The following is a 16,583-nucleotide window of genomic DNA, read 5'->3' as shown; positions in this document are numbered from 1 at the left end:
GGCGCCCTGCTCCCGTACCCATCGGCACCAGCCACGACCTGCGCGTCGGACAAAAGGTTTACGCCATCGGCAATCCGTTCGGCCTCGACTGGACGCTGACCACCGGTATCGTCTCGGCGCTCGATCGCTCGCTGGGCGAAGAGAACGGCGCCAGCATCGAACACCTCATTCAAACCGACGCAGCGATCAACCCCGGCAACTCCGGCGGCCCACTGCTCGACTCGGCCGGCCGGCTGATCGGCGTCAATACGGCCATCTACAGCCCGAGCGGCAGCAGCGCCGGCATTGGCTTTGCGGTACCCGTCGACACAGTCAATCGTGTCGTGCCGCAACTGATCAAGTCCGGCCGCTATACCAGTCCCGCGCTCGGCGTCGAGATCGACGAGGATCTCAACCGGCGCCTGACCAAGCTGCTCAACGTTTCGGGCGTCGTCGTCCTGCGCGTAGCGCCCGGCTCCAGCGCCGCCAAGGCAGGTCTCACCGGGATCAACATCTCGCGCAGCGGCGAGGTCGTGCCGGGCGACATCATCACCGCCATTGACGGCAAGTCGGTCGACAGCGTCGGCAAGCTGCTTTCGCACCTCGACGACTACCGGGTCGGCGACACCGTCCGCGTCACGGTCCTGCGCAAGGGAAAATCGACCGAACTCAAGGTCACGCTGCAGCCCGGCACATGAGCACCAGCCGACGCGGGCGCAAACCGCGTCGCCATCGACAGGAGAAATTCGCTACACTCGCTGACAGTCGTATCCATAACGCGCGGCGATCGCCCCGGCCCGGTTGCACAAGGCACCGAGGGCACCCACAAGACTGCGCGGCAAGGTTTCATTGAGGATTGCATAGCTGGTCCAGACGATGCTTATCGCATCGCTGGGATCCCATTGCCATCACAAAGGAATCGTTATGGAAGGAACCATGAAGGCCGCAGTCATGCACGCCCCGCGTGACATGCGGATTGAAGAACGCCCCGTACCCGCTCCCAAGCCCGACGAGTTGCTGGTCAAGATTCATCATGTCGGGATTTGCGGCTCGGATCTGCATTTTCTGAAAGACGGCCGGCTCGGTAACTGGGTCGTTGATTCGCCGCTCGTTCTCGGTCATGAATCGGCCGGGGAAGTCATCGAAGTCGGCAGCGAGGTCACTGGTTTTGCCGTGGGCGACAAGGTAGCACTGGAGCCGGGCGTCCCCTGCGGATCATGCAAGTTCTGCATGGCCGGCCACTACAACCTCTGCAAGAAGATGTCCTTCATGGCCATCCCCGGCGAGCGCGACGGCGCCTTCCGCGAATACCTCGCGCATCCGGCGAAGATGTGCTTCAAGCTCCCGCCGAACATGAGCACGCTCGAAGGTGCGTTGTGCGAACCGCTGTCGGTCGGCCTCTACGCGGTCGAAAAATCCGGCGCCCGGCTCGGGCAAAGCGCGGTGATCTTCGGCACGGGCTGCATCGGCCTCGTCACCCTGCTCGTTCTGAAAGCCGTCGGCGTCAGCGACATCACCGTCGTCGACATCGCCCAGAAGCGGCTGGACAAGGCGCTGGAACTCGGCGCCAGAAGGATCATTCGCGGCGACAAGGAAGGTGCCGTCGCGGCGCTGATGGCCGACGGCGGGTGCGATCTGGTGTTTGACGCCGCCGGCAGTCCGATCACGGCGCTGCAGGCGACCAAGGTCGTCGCACCAAATGGCGTCGTCGTCATGGTCGGCATGGCGGCGAACCCGGAAATCAAGATGGACATGGGCACGCTGACGGCACGCGAAGCAAGGCTCGAAACCATCTTCCGCTACCGCAACCACTACCCGACGGCCATCGCTTCGGTGGCTGCGGGCGTCATTCCGTTGAAGAAGATCGCCTCGCACGTTTTCCCGTTCAGCGACATCGCGGAAAAGGTGCTCTTCAGCATGGATCACCCGGAAGAGGTGATCAAAGGTGTGATCAGCTTTGTCGACTAATTGTTGAACGTGGTCGAAATCGGTGAATGAGCGATCATTCACCGAAACGGCCGGATGCGTACCGCACCGCCGCGATCACGATTTTCGTGTGAGGTAGCCGAGCATGCAAAAGCAGCCGAAGACGAGCCCGGCGATACCTGCCTGCAGCAAAGTCCCGACCTGAAACCCGGCGATCCAGAACTCGCCGGCCAACCGGATGCCGACGGCGGCGACGCACAACAGAACGCCAACGATTCCGGACAACCAACCCAGCTTCAGCAGCGCTTCCATACGCCCTCCTTCGGGGATTAGCACATCACTCGTTTTCCGACCCTGCTGCCCAGGCGCCGCGCGCGATCCGTTCGATAAGGCGCACGACGATGCGTGCCGTGCGTCCGTCCTGATCGAAACCCGGATTGAGTTCGGCGAACTCGGTCAAGCGAACCTTGCCGCTCGCCAGCGCCTGATCGATCAGCGTTTCCAGCACCGCCAACTCGACACCGCGCGCCGCCGGCGCCGAGACGCCCGGCGCAACGGCTGCGGGGAGCACGTCGAGGTCGATCGTCAGATGCAGTACGTCGACCTCATCGAGAAATGCCGCCAGTTTGTCCCGCGCTACGTCGAGGCACCAGGGCGACAATTGATCGTCCTCGACCCAGCAGACCTTGAGCTTTTGCGCCCGAGCGAACAGCGCCGCCGTATTCGTCGGCCGCGCGACCCCGAAACAGGCGTAGCGGAACAGCCAGTTACGTGCCACGCAGTCCTCGGCAATCTGCCGGAACGGCGTCCCGGAAGTACCGACCTCGCCGGCGCGCAGATCGAAGTGCGCATCGAAATTGAGCACCCCCACGCGTTTCCCCGGCTGCTTCATCGCCCAGGTCGCCAGTCCCTGCCAGTTACCCCACGCAACCTCGTGGCCGCCGCCGATCACCAGCGGCAAATGCCCTGCGTCCAGCACCGCAGCAACGTGCGTTCCCAGCACGAACTGCGCCGCTTCCAGCGCATCGCCCTCGCACAGCACGTTGCCGCCGTCGTAAACCGGCCGTTCCTGATGCCAGGCGCAATTGATCAGATACTTGCGCACCGCCGCCGGCCCACCCGCCGCCCCCGCCCGCCCGTGATTGCGCACCACCCCGGCATCGCAGGCAAAGCCGATCAGCACACTGCCCGGCGCTTGCTCGGCCTGACCGGTCAACAAGGGCTGAACCTGTTGATGCCAGCGAACGCCGAGTTCGCCTTCTTCGAAATCAATATGGCCGAGCCAGAGGGTTTGGTCAGCGGGTTGCCACATGGAAGCGCCCTTTCGTCATTCCGCCCAATACGCCACAGGATGCGGGTTCTTCATCAAAATTCTTCAAAGTAGTCGGTGTCGACCTTCTTGACCTCATACACGGTATTCACCGAGACACCGACGCCGTGGTCAAACATGAGTTTTGCCAGAGTCGATCCATCGATCAGGATGATCTTTGTGTCGATTTTGGAGGCGAACTCTTTCGCGTCCTTTGAATATGATGAAGTCGTGATGAATATACCCTTCCTTGCCCGCTGCCCTTGGAGAGCCCCCGCAAACTTCTGGATCTCCGGCCGCCCAACCGTTCCTTCGTAGCGCTTTGCCTGCAGATAGATAATGTCCAGGCCAAGCGGATCTTCCTTGATGATGCCATCGATACCTTCGTCACCGCTCCGACCGATCGCCTCGCCCGCGTCTTTGCGATTTCCGCCGTAACCCATTTTGACAACAAGATCAATGATCACTCGTTCAAGAAACTCCGGAGGATTGGCGAGGATCTTTGCGACGATTTCTCGCTCAACATCGTTTCGAAGCGTGAGGTAAGCGTTCTCGACAGCCTCTTCCGGCGTTTCATGGATCTCAATGCCGGCATCGCGTTCTTGTTCCAGTTCCGGCTTTTCATCGCGCCTTCTTTCACGCACTGACCTGCTGCCATTCAGTTTGGCGAGCACCCGCAGGTCGATCGTTTTGGGGTAATCGATCAGCGCTTTCATGCCTTTTTCAGTAATGACTGATACGGCGCGCCGTGGTGCTTCGATCAAACCCGCGGCCGAAACATAGGTTTTCGCCCAACCGACCCGGTTATCGAACATTTTTGCACGCCCACTCGGGAGCATTTCTCTACGCTCTTCCGGTGTCAGCGAAAACTGTTCCGCCAAAGCGTTCACCAAGTCACGATTGAGATGCTCCTCTCGATCTGCGTGCAAATCGAGCAATGGACGCATCAGGGTTTGAAAATCAGGAATAGCCATTCTTCTTGTGCTCCCAATTGGTCTTCCCGGAACAGTGTCAGACGCAAAACAATCATCCTGAAAAACTCAGTTCTTCACCGCAAAGGCGCACAGATCGCGAAGGTTCGCAAAGAAAATCATAGCGCTACGCAAACAGCACCTACCTTCCATCACCACCCACAGGGTGAATGGTCAAATAGGATCAACCTGTTGTTTCCTTTGCGCCTTTGCGCCTTTGCGGTGAGGTTTTCAGGATCATACTGCATACACGAAGACGCCATCCAAAGTCATCAACTTCGAGGCAGTCATCAATGTGGCTCGACCAGCAAAACTCCAATCAGTACGCGATGAAGAGCAAGGTGTGTTCATAGCCAAGCGTGGTGAGTCCATGCTAAATTCTGACCAGTCTGACCAGAAAGCCGGAGAACACGATGCTCAACGAATGGCAATTGCAGCAAGCGAAGGGAAATTTCAGCCAGCTCATCAAGCGGGCCGCGAGCGGCGATGCGCAAACGGTGACTGTCCACGGCAAGCCGACGGCGGTCGTGCTCTCGGCCGAGGAATACACACGCCTCACGGCGCGCCGCGGCAAGCTTTCGAGCGCCCTGCTGCAACCCGAGCTCGGGGCCGAAGACCTGGACATCGAGCGCAGCCGTGAGACGGGTCGGGACGTCGACCTATGAGCTGGCTGCTCGATACCTGCGCGATCTCCGAATACGCAAAGCGCGTACCCAACCAGAACGTGATCGCGTGGCTCGACGAGCAGGACGAGGCGAGCCTTTTCATCAGCGTCATCACCTTGGGCGAAATCGAGAAAGGTATCCTCAAGTTGCGCGCAACCGACCCGCACCGCAGCCAGAAGCTCACTGCCTGGCTCGGCCTTGTCGAGCAGCGCTTTGCCGGACGAATTCTGGCGCTGGACTCGGCAGCGCTGCATCTCTGGGCGCAGTTGTCGGCCAACGCTGAACTCGCGGGCCGAGCGCTGCCAGTGATGGACGGATTGATCATGGCCACCGCGCAATGCCACGGTCTCACCGTCGTCACCCGTAACGTCCAGGATTTCGCGCACTATCCGCAGGTTCTGAGTCCCTGGGCGCTGTAGCCGTGCTAAGTGCTTTTCAATCCGCCTAGCCATCGCCTCACCAACGGTCGCGCGCCCATTCGGTACGCCAGTTCAGCAGGGCAATCGACGGCCCACAGCGCCAGATCGGCCCGTTTTCCGACGTCCAGCGTCCCGCGATTCGCAAGACCCAGCGCCCGTGCGGCGTGGCGCGTCATGCCGGCGAGCGCTTCCGCCGGCGTCAGGCCGAACAGCGTGCAGCCCATGTTCATCGCCAGCAGCGGTGATTCGAGCGGTGAGGTGCCGGGGTTGCAGTCGGTGGAGACGGCTATCGGCACACCGGCGGCGCGTAGGGCGTTGACGGGAGGCTGGCGCGTCTCGCGCAGGCTGTAAAAGGCGCCGGGCAGGAGGACGGCGGCAGTTCCGCTGGCTGCCATCGCGGCGATACCTTCGGGCGAGAGGTATTCGACGTGGTCGGCGGAGAGCCCGCGATAGCTGGCGACGAGCGCGGCGCCGCCCTGGTCGGTGCGCTGCTCGGCGTGTAGCTTGACTGGCAGTCCGAGGCGCGTGGCGGCATCGAACAGCCGGCGGATCTGTGCCGGCGAGAAGGCGATGTCTTCGCAAAAACCGTCGACCGCGTCAATCAGTCCTTCGGCGTTCAGCGCCGGCAGCATGTCGTTGATGACGACATCGAGGTAATCGTCGGCGCGGCCGGCGTATTCGGGCGGAACGGCGTGCGCGCCGAGGAAGCTGGTACGCACGGTGACACCCTCACCGGCGAGCTGCCGGGCGACGCACAGCATCTTGCGTTCGCTCGCGAGGTCGAGGCCGTAGCCGGACTTGATCTCGATGGTGGTGATGCCCTCATTGAGCATCGTCTGCAACCGCTTGCGGCTCTGCGCATAGAGCGTGGCTTCGTCGGCCGCGCGCGTGGCGGCAACGGTGGCGCGGATACCGCCGCCCGAGCGGGCAATCGATTCGTAGGATTCGCCGTTCAGCCGGCGCTCGAACTCGCCGGCGCGGTTGCCGGCGTAGACGAGGTGCGTGTGGCAGTCGATCAGGCCGGGGGTGAGCCAGCCGCCTTCGCCGTCGATTTCTTCGTCGGCGATCAAGCCAATCGGCAGCGTGGCTTCCTTGCCGAGCCAGACGATGCGGCCATCCGCGACGGCGAGCGCGGCGTCGTGCACTGCGCCGTAGGGATCGGCCGCATCACCCACCATCGTCGCCAGATGCACCCGGCGCACAAGCAGATCGACGTGCACGGCTTACCCGATCATCGGCAGCTTGAGCCCGACTTCGCGTGCTGTCTCCACCGCCAGTGGATAACCCGCATCGGCGTGGCGCATGACGCCAGTGGCCGGGTCGTTGAACAGTACGCGCGCGAGGCGCTTATCCGCCGCTTCGCTGCCGTCGGCGACGATGACGACGCCGGCGTGTTGCGAATAGCCCATGCCGACGCCGCCGCCGTGGTGCAGTGAGACCCACGTCGCGCCGCCGGCCGTATTGAGCAGGGCGTTGAGCAGCGGCCAGTCGGAGACGGCATCGGAACCGTCCCTCATCGACTCGGTTTCGCGGTTGGGACTGGCGACCGAGCCGGTGTCGAGGTGATCGCGGCCGATGACGATCGGCGCTTTCAGTTCGCCCTTCCTCACCATCTCGTTGAAGGCGAGGCCGAGGCGGTAACGGTCCTTGACGCCGACCCAGCAGATGCGCGCCGGCAAGCCCTGGAAGGCGATGCGTTCGCGCGCCATGTCGAGCCAGTGGTGCAGATGCGGATCATCGGGAATCAGCTCGCGCACCTTGGCGTCGGTGCGGTAGATGTCTTCCGGGTCGCCGGAGAGCGCGACCCAGCGGAACGGGCCCTTGCCTTCGCAGAACAGCGGGCGGATGTAGGCCGGGACGAAACCGGGGAAGTCGAAGGCGTTCTCGACGCCCATGTCGAGCGCCATCTGGCGGATGTTGTTGCCGTAGTCGAGCGTCGCCGCGCCGCGCGACTGCAGCGTGAGCATGGCGCGCACCTGATTCGCCATCGACTGCTTGGCCGGCTGCACGATGCGCTGCGGATCGGATGCGCGGCGTTCGCGCCATTGCGCCATCGTCCAGCCTTGCGGGAGATAGCCGTTGATCGGATCGTGCGCGCTCGTCTGGTCGGTGACCACATCCGGCGTCACACCGCGTGCGACGAGTTCGGCGAAGACGTCGGCGGCGTTGCCGAGCAGGCCGACCGAGACGGCTTTTCCCTCGTTCTTCGCCGCGTCGATGATCGCCAGCGCCTCGTCCAGCGTCGCCGCCTTGCGGTCGATGTAGCGCGTCTTCAGGCGGAAATCGATGCGCGTCTCGTCGCATTCAACGGCGAGCATCGAGAAGCCGGCCATCGTCGCCGCCAGCGGCTGCGCGCCGCCCATGCCGCCGAGGCCGCCAGTGAGAATCCAGCGCCCTTGCGGCTGGCCGTCGAAGTGCTGGTTGGCGACGGCGTAGAAGGTCTCGTAGGTGCCCTGCACGATGCCCTGGCTGCCGATGTAGATCCAGCTGCCGGCGGTCATCTGGCCGTACATCATCAGGCCGGCGCGGTCGAGTTGGTTGAAGTGCTCCCACGTCGCCCAATGTGGCACGAGGTTGGAATTGGCAAGCAACACGCGCGGCGCGTCGGCGTGCGTGCGGAAAACGCCGACCGGCTTGCCGCTCTGGATGAGCAGCGTCTGGTCGTCGTCCAGCGTTTTCAGCGTCGCGATGATCTGGTCGAAACATGCCCAGTTGCGCGCGGCGCGACCGATGCCGCCATAGACGACGAGCGCCTCCGGGTGCTCGGCGACTTCCGGGTCGAGGTTGTTCTGCAACATGCGGAAGACGGCTTCGGTCAGCCAGCTCTTGCAGTTCAGTTTATTGCCGCGCGGGGCACGGATGACGCGGGAAGAGTCGAGACGTGGGTCTTGATTTGCGTTGTTCATAGTGAAAGTCCGGTGGGCCTCAAAAATGGCCGGTGAATTGGTAACGGTTGCCGGGATGCCAAAGATTGGCAACGCTGGCGACGGCACCTTGGGACCAGGTGCGGCGATGCAGCAGCAAGGCCGGCTCGCCGAGCGACATGTCCAGATTCTGGCCAATCGATGCGCTCGGAACGGTGGCTTCGATGCGGTACTCGACGCGCTGCAAGGGCGCGACGCGCACCAGATATTCGTTCGGCGTGCTCGCCGTAAAGTCCTGCATGAGGTAATCAGGCGCCAGCGCCGGATTGACCCAGCGCTCCTCGAACTGCACCGGCTGATCGTTCTCGAGGTGCAGCAGGCACGAGTGATACACGTCGCTGCCGGCTTTCAACTGCATTTCCGTGGCGAGCGTCGGGCTGGCCGCGATGCGTTCGAGCAACAGCACGACACTCGAATGCTGATGGCCGCGCGCGCGGATCTCCTCGGCGATGCTGCGGATCTCCACCAGCGTCGACTGGTACTTGGGCGGCGCGACGTAGGTGCCGGCGCCCTTGGTGCGCGTCAACACCTGCGCGTCGGTCAGTTCGCGCAGGGCGCGGTTGACAGTCATCCGCGCGACGTTGAACTGGCGCGCCAGCTCGTTCTCGGACGGGATCAGGCTGCCCTCGCCCCACTCGCCCGAGTCGATACGCGCAAGGATGTGGTCCTTGATCGCCTGATAGGCCGGCAACTCAGCCATCACGCTTCCTGCGACGCGAAGCGCAGCGGGCTGTGCGCGGCGATCTCGGCGTTCTGCACCGCCGCCTTGATCGCCTCGATGTCGGGCGCGAACAGGCGGTCGATGTCGTAGTGCGGCACGGCGCTGCGGATGCGCTGCATCACGGCTTGCAACTTGGGACTGGTGATGTGCGGCGCGCGCAGATCGACGCCCTGCGCGGCGGCGAGCAGCTCGATGGCGAGGATCGCCGCCGTGTTGTCCGCCATGTCGCCCAGCTTGCGCGCGGCGAAGGTCGCCATCGAGACGTGATCTTCCTGATTGGCCGAAGTCGGCAGCGAATCGACCGACGCCGGATGCGCCAGCGTCTTGTTCTCCGAAGCCAGTGCCGCCGCCGTTACGTGCGCGATCATGAAGCCGGAGTTGACGCCGCCGTCGCGCACCAGGAAAGGCGGCAGGCCGGAGAGCGTGTTGTCGATCAGCAGCGCGATGCGACGCTCGGCCAGCGCACCGATCTCTGCGACGGCCAGCGCGAGGTTGTCGGCGGCCATCGCCACCGGCTCGGCGTGGAAGTTGCCGCCGGAGAGCACTTCGCCGGTATCCGGGAAGATCAGCGGATTGTCGGAAACCCCATTCGCCTCGGTCAGCAGGATGTGCGCCGCGTGGCGCATCTGGTCGAGGCAGGCGCCCATCACCTGCGGCTGGCAACGCAGGCTGTACGGGTCCTGCACCTTGCCGCAGTCGCGGTGCGCGAGGTTGATGTCCGAGCCTTCGAGCAGGTCGCGGTAGGCGGCGGCGCTGTCGATCTGCCCGCGCTGCCCGCGCAGTTCATGAATGCGCGCATCGAAGGGTTTGAACGACCCGGCCGCAGCATCGACCGACAAAGCACCTGAAACCAGCGCGCTCTGGAACAGATCCTCGATGTCGAACAGGTGCTTCAAGGCCAGCGCGGTCGAAGCCTGCGTGCCGTTGAGCAAGGCCAGGCCTTCTTTCGCCGCCAGTGCCAGCGGCTCGAGGCCAGCATGGCGCAGCCCTTCCAGCGCCGACGCGCGACGGCCTTGAATGAAGACCTCGCCGACGCCGAGCAGCGCCAGCGACATGTGCGCCAGCGGCGCGAGGTCGCCCGACGCGCCGACCGAGCCCTTGACCGGAATCAGCGGCAGCACGTCGGCGTTGAACAGCGTGATCAGCGCCTCGATCACCGGCCGACGCACGCCCGAATGCCCGCGCCCGAGGCTGGACAGTTTGAGCGCAATCAACAGCCGAACCACCGGCGCCGCCATCGGCTCGCCGACCCCGACCGCGTGCGAGAGCACCAGATTGCGCTGCAACAATTCAAGCTGGTCGTGCGGGATATGCGTCTGCGCCAGACGCCCGAATCCGGTGTTGATGCCGTAAGCCGGCATCCCGCTCTCGGCGATCTTCGCAACCGTCTCCGCCGCCCGGTCGATGGCCGCATGGCACGACGGATCGAGCTGGAGTGCGCACGAGGTACGCGCGATCTGCCGCAGTTGCGCCAGCGAAACGTGGCCGGGCGTGAGCATCACCGGCGAGAAAGAGTTCTGAGGGGCCATAGCGCATTCCTGTATAGACAAGTTCGCGAATCGTAACAGAGGAATGTTGTCTATACAAGATAAGGCGCAATCGAATTCAAGTGTGACTGAACGTTCGTTGCATCCGGCGAAAAATCATTGCGCGTCGTGCTGCGGGGTCGGATCAGGGCGTCGAAATTGATAGCCTTATGGTCATTTGGACTCACCTGCTGCTCAGGATACTCTTCAACACTGGCGCCCGAGTCTCCGAGATCATCGGCGTGACACTGCCCGACATGGTGCTCGACGGCGCCGCCTGTGTGCATTCGCACGGCAAGGGGCGCAAACAGCGCGCTGTGCCGCTGTGGCGATCGACAATAAAGCAGATTCGGGCGTGGCTGCGGATCAATCCGCAATTGCAACCGACATCGGCGCTGTTGCCCAACCGCGATGGCAAAGGCGATGACACGTGGGAACGTCACCCAGCGCCTCGCACTCGCCGTCAAGGCGGCGACTGTCGCGCAGCCGCAGCTTGCCAAGCACCGCATCTCCCCACACATCATCCGCCACACGACGGCGATGCACCTCTTGCAGTCCGGCGTAGACATCAGCGTCATCGCGCTGTGGCTCGGGCACGAGAGCCCGACGACAACTCACCAATACGATCAGGCGCTACAAGGCACCCGACTCGTTGATCGAGTTCCTGAAAATCCTGTAGTTATGCGCAGGCCTCAGACGTCGCTTACCGACTCCGTGATCGTGCGATGCCGCGGCCCGTACCGCAACTGTGCATAACGGCCACGAGCTGTCGTTCGCCCGCATCTCTATGCCGCCATTCACTAGCCCGGTGGACTCTGAAGGCCGAACAGTGTCGAGACCGTCGATTCGGCCAGCCCGCTGCCTTGCGCCTCTCTTTTGGCGAGCGTAGGCTCGCCCCCTTTCAAGCCGACAGAACATGGCACCCATGAACCTCATGACCTGCACCTTTGAGCGCCACGCCACCTCGATCCTCGAAATTCTCAACGAGGCGATCGTGAACTCGACCGTCGTCTACGACTACAAACCGCGTCCGGCCGAGAGCATGGTCGGCTGGTTCGAGGCAAAGGCGGCGGGCAACTTCCCGGTGATCGGACTGGAATCCGATGCAGGCGAACTGCTGGGTTTTGCCAGCTACGGTACGTTCAGGCCGTGGGCGGCGTTCAAGTATTCGGTCGAACACTCGGTCTATGTGCATCACGCGCATCGCGGCCATGGATACGGTCCGACGTTGCTCAAAGCATTGATTGAAAAAGCGCGGGAACAAGGCGTACACCTGATGATCGGCGGCATCGACGCCGACAACAAAGCCAGCATCGAGCTACACAAGCGCCTGGGGTTCGTGCATGCCGGAACGATTACGCAAGCCGGCTTCAAGTTCGGCCGCTGGCTCGATCTGGCGTTCTATCAACTCACCCTGGAAACGCCGCTCAACCCGGTCGATGGCTGACCTTAAGCCGGAAACAACTCTTTCACGCGCGCAGCCATGGCAAGCCCGAGCAAGCGATGTGCCTCGCGGCTGTAGTGAATGCCGTCATCAGGATCGACGGCGATGATTTCGCCGACATTGATGAGACGACAGTTGCAGCGTTCGGCGACCTCGGAATAGCGCCGCGCGAGGCCGACGGATTTTTCCCGGGCGCCAGCAAACATCTCGGCCGCATCGTCCTTCGGGTCGACCGGTGGCGGCGCCGCCAGAAGGACGGCCGGCGCTCTCCCGTCCGCCCCCCAAACCGAGTTCTGGATGACTTGAACCAGACGTTCGGCGCCCAGTGAGATATCCAGCGCAGTGAGCGAGAAACGCGCCTTGAGGTCGTTGGTCCCCAGCATCAGGATCACGAGGTCGATCGGATGATGGCTCTCCAGACAGGCGGGCAGGTACATCAGCCCGTTCTTGTGACCGCCCTCGAGCGGATCGTCCCACACCGTCGTGCGACCATTCTGCCCTTCCTCAACGACGTTGAAGCGACTGCCGAGTTGGCTCGCCATGACCCCGGTCCAGCGGATGTCGCGCGGATAGCGCTTGGCGCTGACCGGCGCGTAGCCCCAGGTGTTCGAGTCGCCGAAGCAAAGGATCTGGAAGGGTCGCATCTTCGAATCAGGCCGCCTGCAGGGATTCGACCAAAGAGATGTATTGATTCATCGCCTCGTCACCTGCTGTTCCCTTGATTGCTGCCCAGGCATCGTACTTCGCACGACCAACCATATCGGTAAAGCCGGGACGCCTTCCCTCGACGTCACCCGCCGTTGCCTGTTTGTACAACGCATAGAGCTTCAGCAGCGTCGAGTTGTCGGGGCGCTCGCTCAGCGTCTTGGAGTTCGCCACTGCAGCTTCGAAACGCGCGTTCAGATCACTCATGGCATTCCCCTTCAGGATTGAACAAGCAAGCAAAAACCAGGACGCAATCAGCGGCCGCGACGACGGCGCGCCTCGTACAGACAGACACCCGAAGCGACCGAGACATTCAGACTCTGCACTGAACCGAGCATCGGAATCGTCACCAGTTGATCGCAGGTTTCGCGCGTCAGGCGACGCATGCCGTCACCTTCGGCACCGAGCACCCACGCTGTCGCCTCCGGCCATTGCGCGGCGTAGATATCCTCTTTGGCCTCGGCATCGGTTCCGACCACCCAGATTTCGCGTTCCTGCAACTCGCGCAGCGTGCGCGCCAGGTTGGTCACTGTGATGTACGGCACGCTCTCGGCCGCGCCGCTGGCGACCTTGATCGCCGTCTGCGTCAGACCGACCGCCCGGTCCTTCGGCGCGATCACGGCGTGCGCACCGACCGCGTCGGCAACGCGCAGGCACGCGCCGAGGTTGTGCGGATCCTGGATGCCGTCGAGCACCAACAGAAAAGCAGGCTCCTCCAGCGTGTCGAGTACGTCGTCGAGCGTGACATGGCGCGACGTGCCGGACACGCGCGCGACGACGCCCTGATGCCGCATTCCGCCTGCCATGCCTTCGAGCCGTTTGGCATCGACCGGAATAATCTTGACCTTCTGCAACTCGGCGTGACGCATGAGATCGCGTGCGCGGGCGTCGTGACGGTCCGCATCGATGAAGATCTCGAGGATGGCGTCCGGATGGTGGCGAAGTTTGGCGATGATGGCGTGGAAGCCATGGATGAAGCTGGTCTGTGACATTGGAATTCTCTGGTACAAAATCGAGCGCCTATTCTACCTTGCGTTCAGCAGGCGCCCCGAAGAGAAGCGCCCGCCGACACAGGCCACGACGGACTAATGGTGTTTTTTCGACACCCCCCGCTTTTTCGCCGCCACAACCGGTTTCGTGCGCGTCGGCGGCTTGGCCTTGGCATGCGACGACGACTTGGGCGCAGGCTTTACCGACGGCTTCCGCGCCGTTGCAGCACCTTTCACCTTCGGCTCAGGCTTCTCTGCCTGTTTAACCGTCGCTTTGTGCGCCGGCTTCGTGGCGCTTTCGCCTCTGACGGGCTGTTGCGCCGCAAGGACGAAGTCGATACGTCCCGATTCCAGGTCGGCACGCACCACACGCACGCGCACGCGGTCACCCAGGCGGAAACGCTTGCCGCTGCGTTCGCCCAGCATCTGATGCCGGACGTTGTCGAACTGGAAGTAATCCTCGCCCAGTTCCGAGACGTGCACCAGCCCCTCGACATAGACCGTATCGAGCGCAACGAAGATACCGAACGGCACGACCGCCGAGATCGCTCCGTCGAACTCCTCGCCGATGAGATCCTGCATGTAATAGCACTTAAGCCAGTTATTGACGTCGCGCGTCGCCTCGTCCGCACGTCGCTCGGTCATCGAACAGTGCAGACCGATGTCGTCCCAGTTTCCCGGCGTATAGCGCGTGCCTTCGAGCACAGCCTTGATCGAACGATGCACGAGCAGATCGGGGTAGCGCCGGATCGGCGACGTGAAGTGCGTGTAATGCTCGTAGGAGAGCCCGAAATGGCCCACATTGTCCGGGCTGTACATCGCCTGGCGCAGCGAGCGCAACATGACCGTCTGCAACAGTTGGGCGTCGGGGCGCTCCTTGATCTTCTCGAGCAGCGCGCCGTAGTCCTTGGCCGACGGGCTCTCACCGCCGGGCAGGCCGAGGCCGAACTCGTGCAGGAAGCTGCGCAACGCTTCCAGCTTCTCAGGCGTCGGACCTTCATGTATCCGGTAGAGGCACGCTTGCTTGTGCTTTTGCAGGAAGGCCGAGGCGCAGACGTTGGCCGCCAGCATGCACTCCTCGATCAAGCGATGCGCGTCGTTGCGCTGCACCGGAACAATGTTCTCGATCTTGCCCTGATCATTGAACAGCATCATCGTCTCGATCGTCTCGAAGTCGATCGCACCGCGCTTGTGGCGCGCCTTGAGCAGCACCTTGAACAGCGCGTACAGGGATTGCAGTTGCGGCAACAACTCGCGATGCACTTCGTTTTCCGGCTGCACGCCGCCATCGAGCCAACTCCAGACCTGATTGTAGGTTAGCCGCGCTTTCGAACGGAACACAGCCGGATAGAACGAATAAGTCTTGATCTTGCCGGTCGATCCGATGTTCATGTCGCAGACCATCGCCAGCCGGTCCACATCGGGATTGAGCGAACACAGACCGTTGGAGAGCTTCTCGGGCAGCATCGGAATCACCCGGCGCGGGAAGTAGACCGAGTTCCCGCGCTCCATCGCCTCACGGTCGAGCACCGTGCCCGGCCGCACGTAGTGGCTGACATCGGCAATCGCCACGACCAATCGCCAGCCGCGCCCGTCCTTCTCGGCAAATACCGCGTCGTCGAAGTCCTTGGCCGTTTCGCCGTCGATGGTCACCAGCGGCAGATCCCGGAGGTCCTTGCGCCCGACCCACTCGGTCTTCCGGACCTTGTCCGGCAGCGCCTTGGTTTCCGCAGCGACTTTTGGCGAGAACTCGAATGGAAGCTCGTGCTTGCGCAAGGCAATTTCGATTTCCATGCCGGGGTCGGCATAGTTGCCAAGGACTTCGATGATCTTGCCGATTGGCTGCGAATGTCGGCTTGGCTGTTCGATGATTTCCACCATCACCACCTGGCCGGATCTCACTTTGTACTTCCTGTCCGGAACCACGAGGACGTCTTGATTGATCCGCCGGTTCTCGGGAACGACGACCGTAATGCCGTGCTCGATCAGGACGCGTCCGACCACCTTGCTGTTCGCCCTCTCCAGTACCTCGACGATCGCGCCTTCACGCCGCCCCTTGCGATCGACGCCGATCACACGTGCCAGCGCGCGGTCGCGGTGCAAGACCTTGGTCATCTGCTTGGCGTCGAGGAAGAGATCATCGCCGCCGTCATCGGGTACGAGGAAGCCGTAGCCGTCCGAATGCCCTTCGATGCGACCTGCAATCAGGCTGGCGCGCTCCGGAACGATGTACGCGTCCTTACGATTGCGCATCAACTGCGCTTCACGTTCCATGGCGGCAAGGCGCCGCTGGAACATGTCGTACTCGTGCTTGTGAATATCGAGCAGCGCGCACAGCTCGGCAAAGCTGACCGGCTTGCCCTGCTCTTCAACCACGCTCAGGATGTATTCGCGCGACGGCAAGGGTTGTTCGTACTTCGCCGCCTCCCGATGAAAGTGCGGATCGCTTTTTCTGATTTTCGACAGTTTTTTGATTGACATTTAATTTTGATCCTTTAGAATCTTGCCTTCGCTGGAGATGCCCAGGTGGCGAAATTGGTAGACGCGCTAGGTTCAGGTCCTAGTGGTGGCAACACTGTGGGGGTTCGAGTCCCTTCCTGGGCACCAAGTAAAATTCCAACAAGTTCCGAGAAAGTCCTGAAAGCCGCATAACCGCTAGGTTCTGCGGCTTTTTTGTTTCCAAGACTGTCCGATGGCATCCGATGAAATCCTGCATTTTTTGGTGCAATTAATGGTGTAACTTTCGACGTTGGTGTAACTTACTTACACCCACTACTCTTCCTGAGGTCCACCATGCCTCGCCAAGTTGTACCCCTGACTGACACCAAGATACGTAGTCTGCATGCATCTGACAAGCCAATAAATGCCTTCGATGGTGGCAATCCTCATGACTTAGCACTTTGTCATGGTGCGGATTTGTAGGCATGAGCCTTGTGGGGTTTGGGTCGAATCGGTCGCGGTCGGTTTCGATTGGGGATGAATTTTTGAAGGTTTTTGACGATTTC

At 62.2% G+C, this 16,583-nt stretch carries 17 protein-coding genes, 1 tRNA gene and 1 pseudogene; 8 read left to right on the top strand and 11 right to left on the bottom strand.

The annotated features are described in order from the left end of the window. Both KBA32_RS12515 and KBA32_RS12510 read left to right on the top strand, forming a co-directional pair. Positions 1-677, top strand: a 677-nt coding sequence (locus KBA32_RS12515; protein WP_294359391.1) for a trypsin-like peptidase domain-containing protein, incomplete at its 5' end; no start/stop codon positions are given. Positions 678-915: 238 nt separating this feature from the next. Beyond that, positions 916-1,947: an NAD(P)-dependent alcohol dehydrogenase gene (locus KBA32_RS12510; RefSeq protein WP_294359389.1), complete on the top strand. Its 1,032-nt coding sequence runs from the start codon at positions 916-918 to the stop codon at positions 1,945-1,947. 75 nt (positions 1,948-2,022) lie between these two features. Here KBA32_RS12510 and KBA32_RS12505 read toward each other — a convergent pair whose 3' ends face one another. Genes KBA32_RS12505 through KBA32_RS12495 form a run of 3 tightly spaced genes read right to left on the bottom strand, consistent with a single transcriptional unit; the run spans position 2,023 to position 4,188 of the window. Next, positions 2,023-2,217, bottom strand: a complete 195-nt coding sequence (locus KBA32_RS12505) for a hypothetical protein (protein ID WP_294359387.1) — start codon at positions 2,215-2,217, stop codon at positions 2,023-2,025. A gap of 25 nt (positions 2,218-2,242) precedes the next feature. Next, positions 2,243-3,217 carry a formimidoylglutamase gene (hutG, locus tag KBA32_RS12500; RefSeq protein WP_294359385.1) on the bottom strand — a complete coding sequence of 325 codons (975 nt, stop codon included), beginning with the start codon at positions 3,215-3,217 and terminating at the stop codon, positions 2,243-2,245. Positions 3,218-3,270: 53 nt separating this feature from the next. Then, positions 3,271-4,188 (bottom strand): restriction endonuclease, encoded by a 918-nt coding sequence (locus tag KBA32_RS12495; RefSeq protein ID WP_294359383.1) that lies wholly within the window; start codon positions 4,186-4,188, stop codon positions 3,271-3,273. A gap of 410 nt (positions 4,189-4,598) precedes the next feature. Between KBA32_RS12495 and KBA32_RS12490 the strand changes: the two genes are divergently transcribed. Further along, positions 4,599-4,850: a type II toxin-antitoxin system Phd/YefM family antitoxin gene (locus KBA32_RS12490; protein ID WP_294359381.1), complete on the top strand. Its 252-nt coding sequence runs from the start codon at positions 4,599-4,601 to the stop codon at positions 4,848-4,850. Next, on the top strand, positions 4,847-5,269 hold the full coding sequence (locus tag KBA32_RS12485) for a type II toxin-antitoxin system VapC family toxin (RefSeq protein ID WP_294359380.1): 423 nt from the start codon (positions 4,847-4,849) through the stop codon (positions 5,267-5,269). Before KBA32_RS12490 ends, KBA32_RS12485 begins: the two co-directional genes overlap by 4 nt. A 5-nt stretch (positions 5,270-5,274) precedes the next feature. Here the strand turns inward: KBA32_RS12485 and hutI are convergent, their stop codons facing one another. Genes hutI through hutH form a run of 4 tightly spaced genes read right to left on the bottom strand, consistent with a single transcriptional unit; the run spans position 5,275 to position 10,443 of the window. After that, positions 5,275-6,489, bottom strand: coding sequence for an imidazolonepropionase (gene hutI / locus KBA32_RS12480; RefSeq protein ID WP_294359378.1), 1,215 nt, complete (start codon positions 6,487-6,489; stop codon positions 5,275-5,277). Between the two features lie 3 nt (positions 6,490-6,492). Next, positions 6,493-8,175 carry a urocanate hydratase gene (hutU, locus tag KBA32_RS12475; RefSeq protein WP_294359376.1) on the bottom strand — a complete coding sequence of 561 codons (1,683 nt, stop codon included), beginning with the start codon at positions 8,173-8,175 and terminating at the stop codon, positions 6,493-6,495. Between the two features lie 19 nt (positions 8,176-8,194). Beyond that, the gene (gene hutC / locus KBA32_RS12470; RefSeq protein ID WP_294359374.1) at positions 8,195-8,893 is read right to left on the bottom strand and encodes a histidine utilization repressor; all 699 of its coding nucleotides are present in this window, start codon (positions 8,891-8,893) and stop codon (positions 8,195-8,197) included. Continuing rightward, positions 8,893-10,443: a histidine ammonia-lyase gene (hutH, locus tag KBA32_RS12465; RefSeq protein WP_294359372.1), complete on the bottom strand. Its 1,551-nt coding sequence runs from the start codon at positions 10,441-10,443 to the stop codon at positions 8,893-8,895. Before hutH ends, hutC begins: the two co-directional genes overlap by 1 nt. A gap of 167 nt (positions 10,444-10,610) precedes the next feature. Between hutH and KBA32_RS12460 the strand changes: the two are divergent. The 3 genes and pseudogenes from KBA32_RS12460 to KBA32_RS12450 all read left to right on the top strand — a co-directional run. Then, positions 10,611-10,796: pseudogene (locus KBA32_RS12460) on the top strand (tyrosine-type recombinase/integrase); the annotation flags it as partial. Between the two features lie 67 nt (positions 10,797-10,863). After that, positions 10,864-11,196: a tyrosine-type recombinase/integrase gene (locus tag KBA32_RS12455; protein ID WP_294359371.1), complete on the top strand. Its 333-nt coding sequence runs from the start codon at positions 10,864-10,866 to the stop codon at positions 11,194-11,196. A 169-nt stretch (positions 11,197-11,365) separates the two neighbouring features. Beyond that, positions 11,366-11,887: a GNAT family N-acetyltransferase gene (locus tag KBA32_RS12450; protein ID WP_294359369.1), complete on the top strand. Its 522-nt coding sequence runs from the start codon at positions 11,366-11,368 to the stop codon at positions 11,885-11,887. Positions 11,888-11,889: 2 nt separating this feature from the next. On the opposite strand, the gene KBA32_RS12445 is transcribed toward KBA32_RS12450, so the two are convergent. The 4 genes from KBA32_RS12445 to rnr form a co-directional block, all read right to left on the bottom strand. Then, positions 11,890-12,528 carry an SGNH/GDSL hydrolase family protein gene (locus KBA32_RS12445; protein WP_294359367.1) on the bottom strand — a complete coding sequence of 213 codons (639 nt, stop codon included), beginning with the start codon at positions 12,526-12,528 and terminating at the stop codon, positions 11,890-11,892. 7 nt (positions 12,529-12,535) lie between these two features. Next, entirely contained in the window at positions 12,536-12,796 is a 261-nt protein-coding gene (locus tag KBA32_RS12440) for an acyl-CoA-binding protein (protein ID WP_294359365.1), read from the bottom strand. A gap of 47 nt (positions 12,797-12,843) precedes the next feature. Continuing rightward, complete coding sequence (rlmB, locus tag KBA32_RS12435; protein ID WP_294359363.1) at positions 12,844-13,581, bottom strand: 23S rRNA (guanosine(2251)-2'-O)-methyltransferase RlmB; 738 nt, start codon at positions 13,579-13,581, stop codon at positions 12,844-12,846. A gap of 93 nt (positions 13,582-13,674) precedes the next feature. Then, positions 13,675-16,059 (bottom strand): ribonuclease R, encoded by a 2,385-nt coding sequence (gene rnr / locus KBA32_RS12430; protein ID WP_294359361.1) that lies wholly within the window; start codon positions 16,057-16,059, stop codon positions 13,675-13,677. Between the two features lie 39 nt (positions 16,060-16,098). On the opposite strand from rnr, the gene KBA32_RS12425 reads away from it, so the two are divergent. Further along, a tRNA-Leu gene (locus KBA32_RS12425) sits at positions 16,099-16,185 on the top strand. Positions 16,186-16,583: the final 398 nt, after the last annotated feature.

This window comes from Propionivibrio sp. (genome assembly GCF_017995515.1).
Classification (GTDB): domain Bacteria; phylum Pseudomonadota; class Gammaproteobacteria; order Burkholderiales; family Rhodocyclaceae; genus Propionivibrio.
Note: the sequence above shows the minus strand (reverse complement) of the source record. Positions and strands in the feature narration are given on the sequence as shown.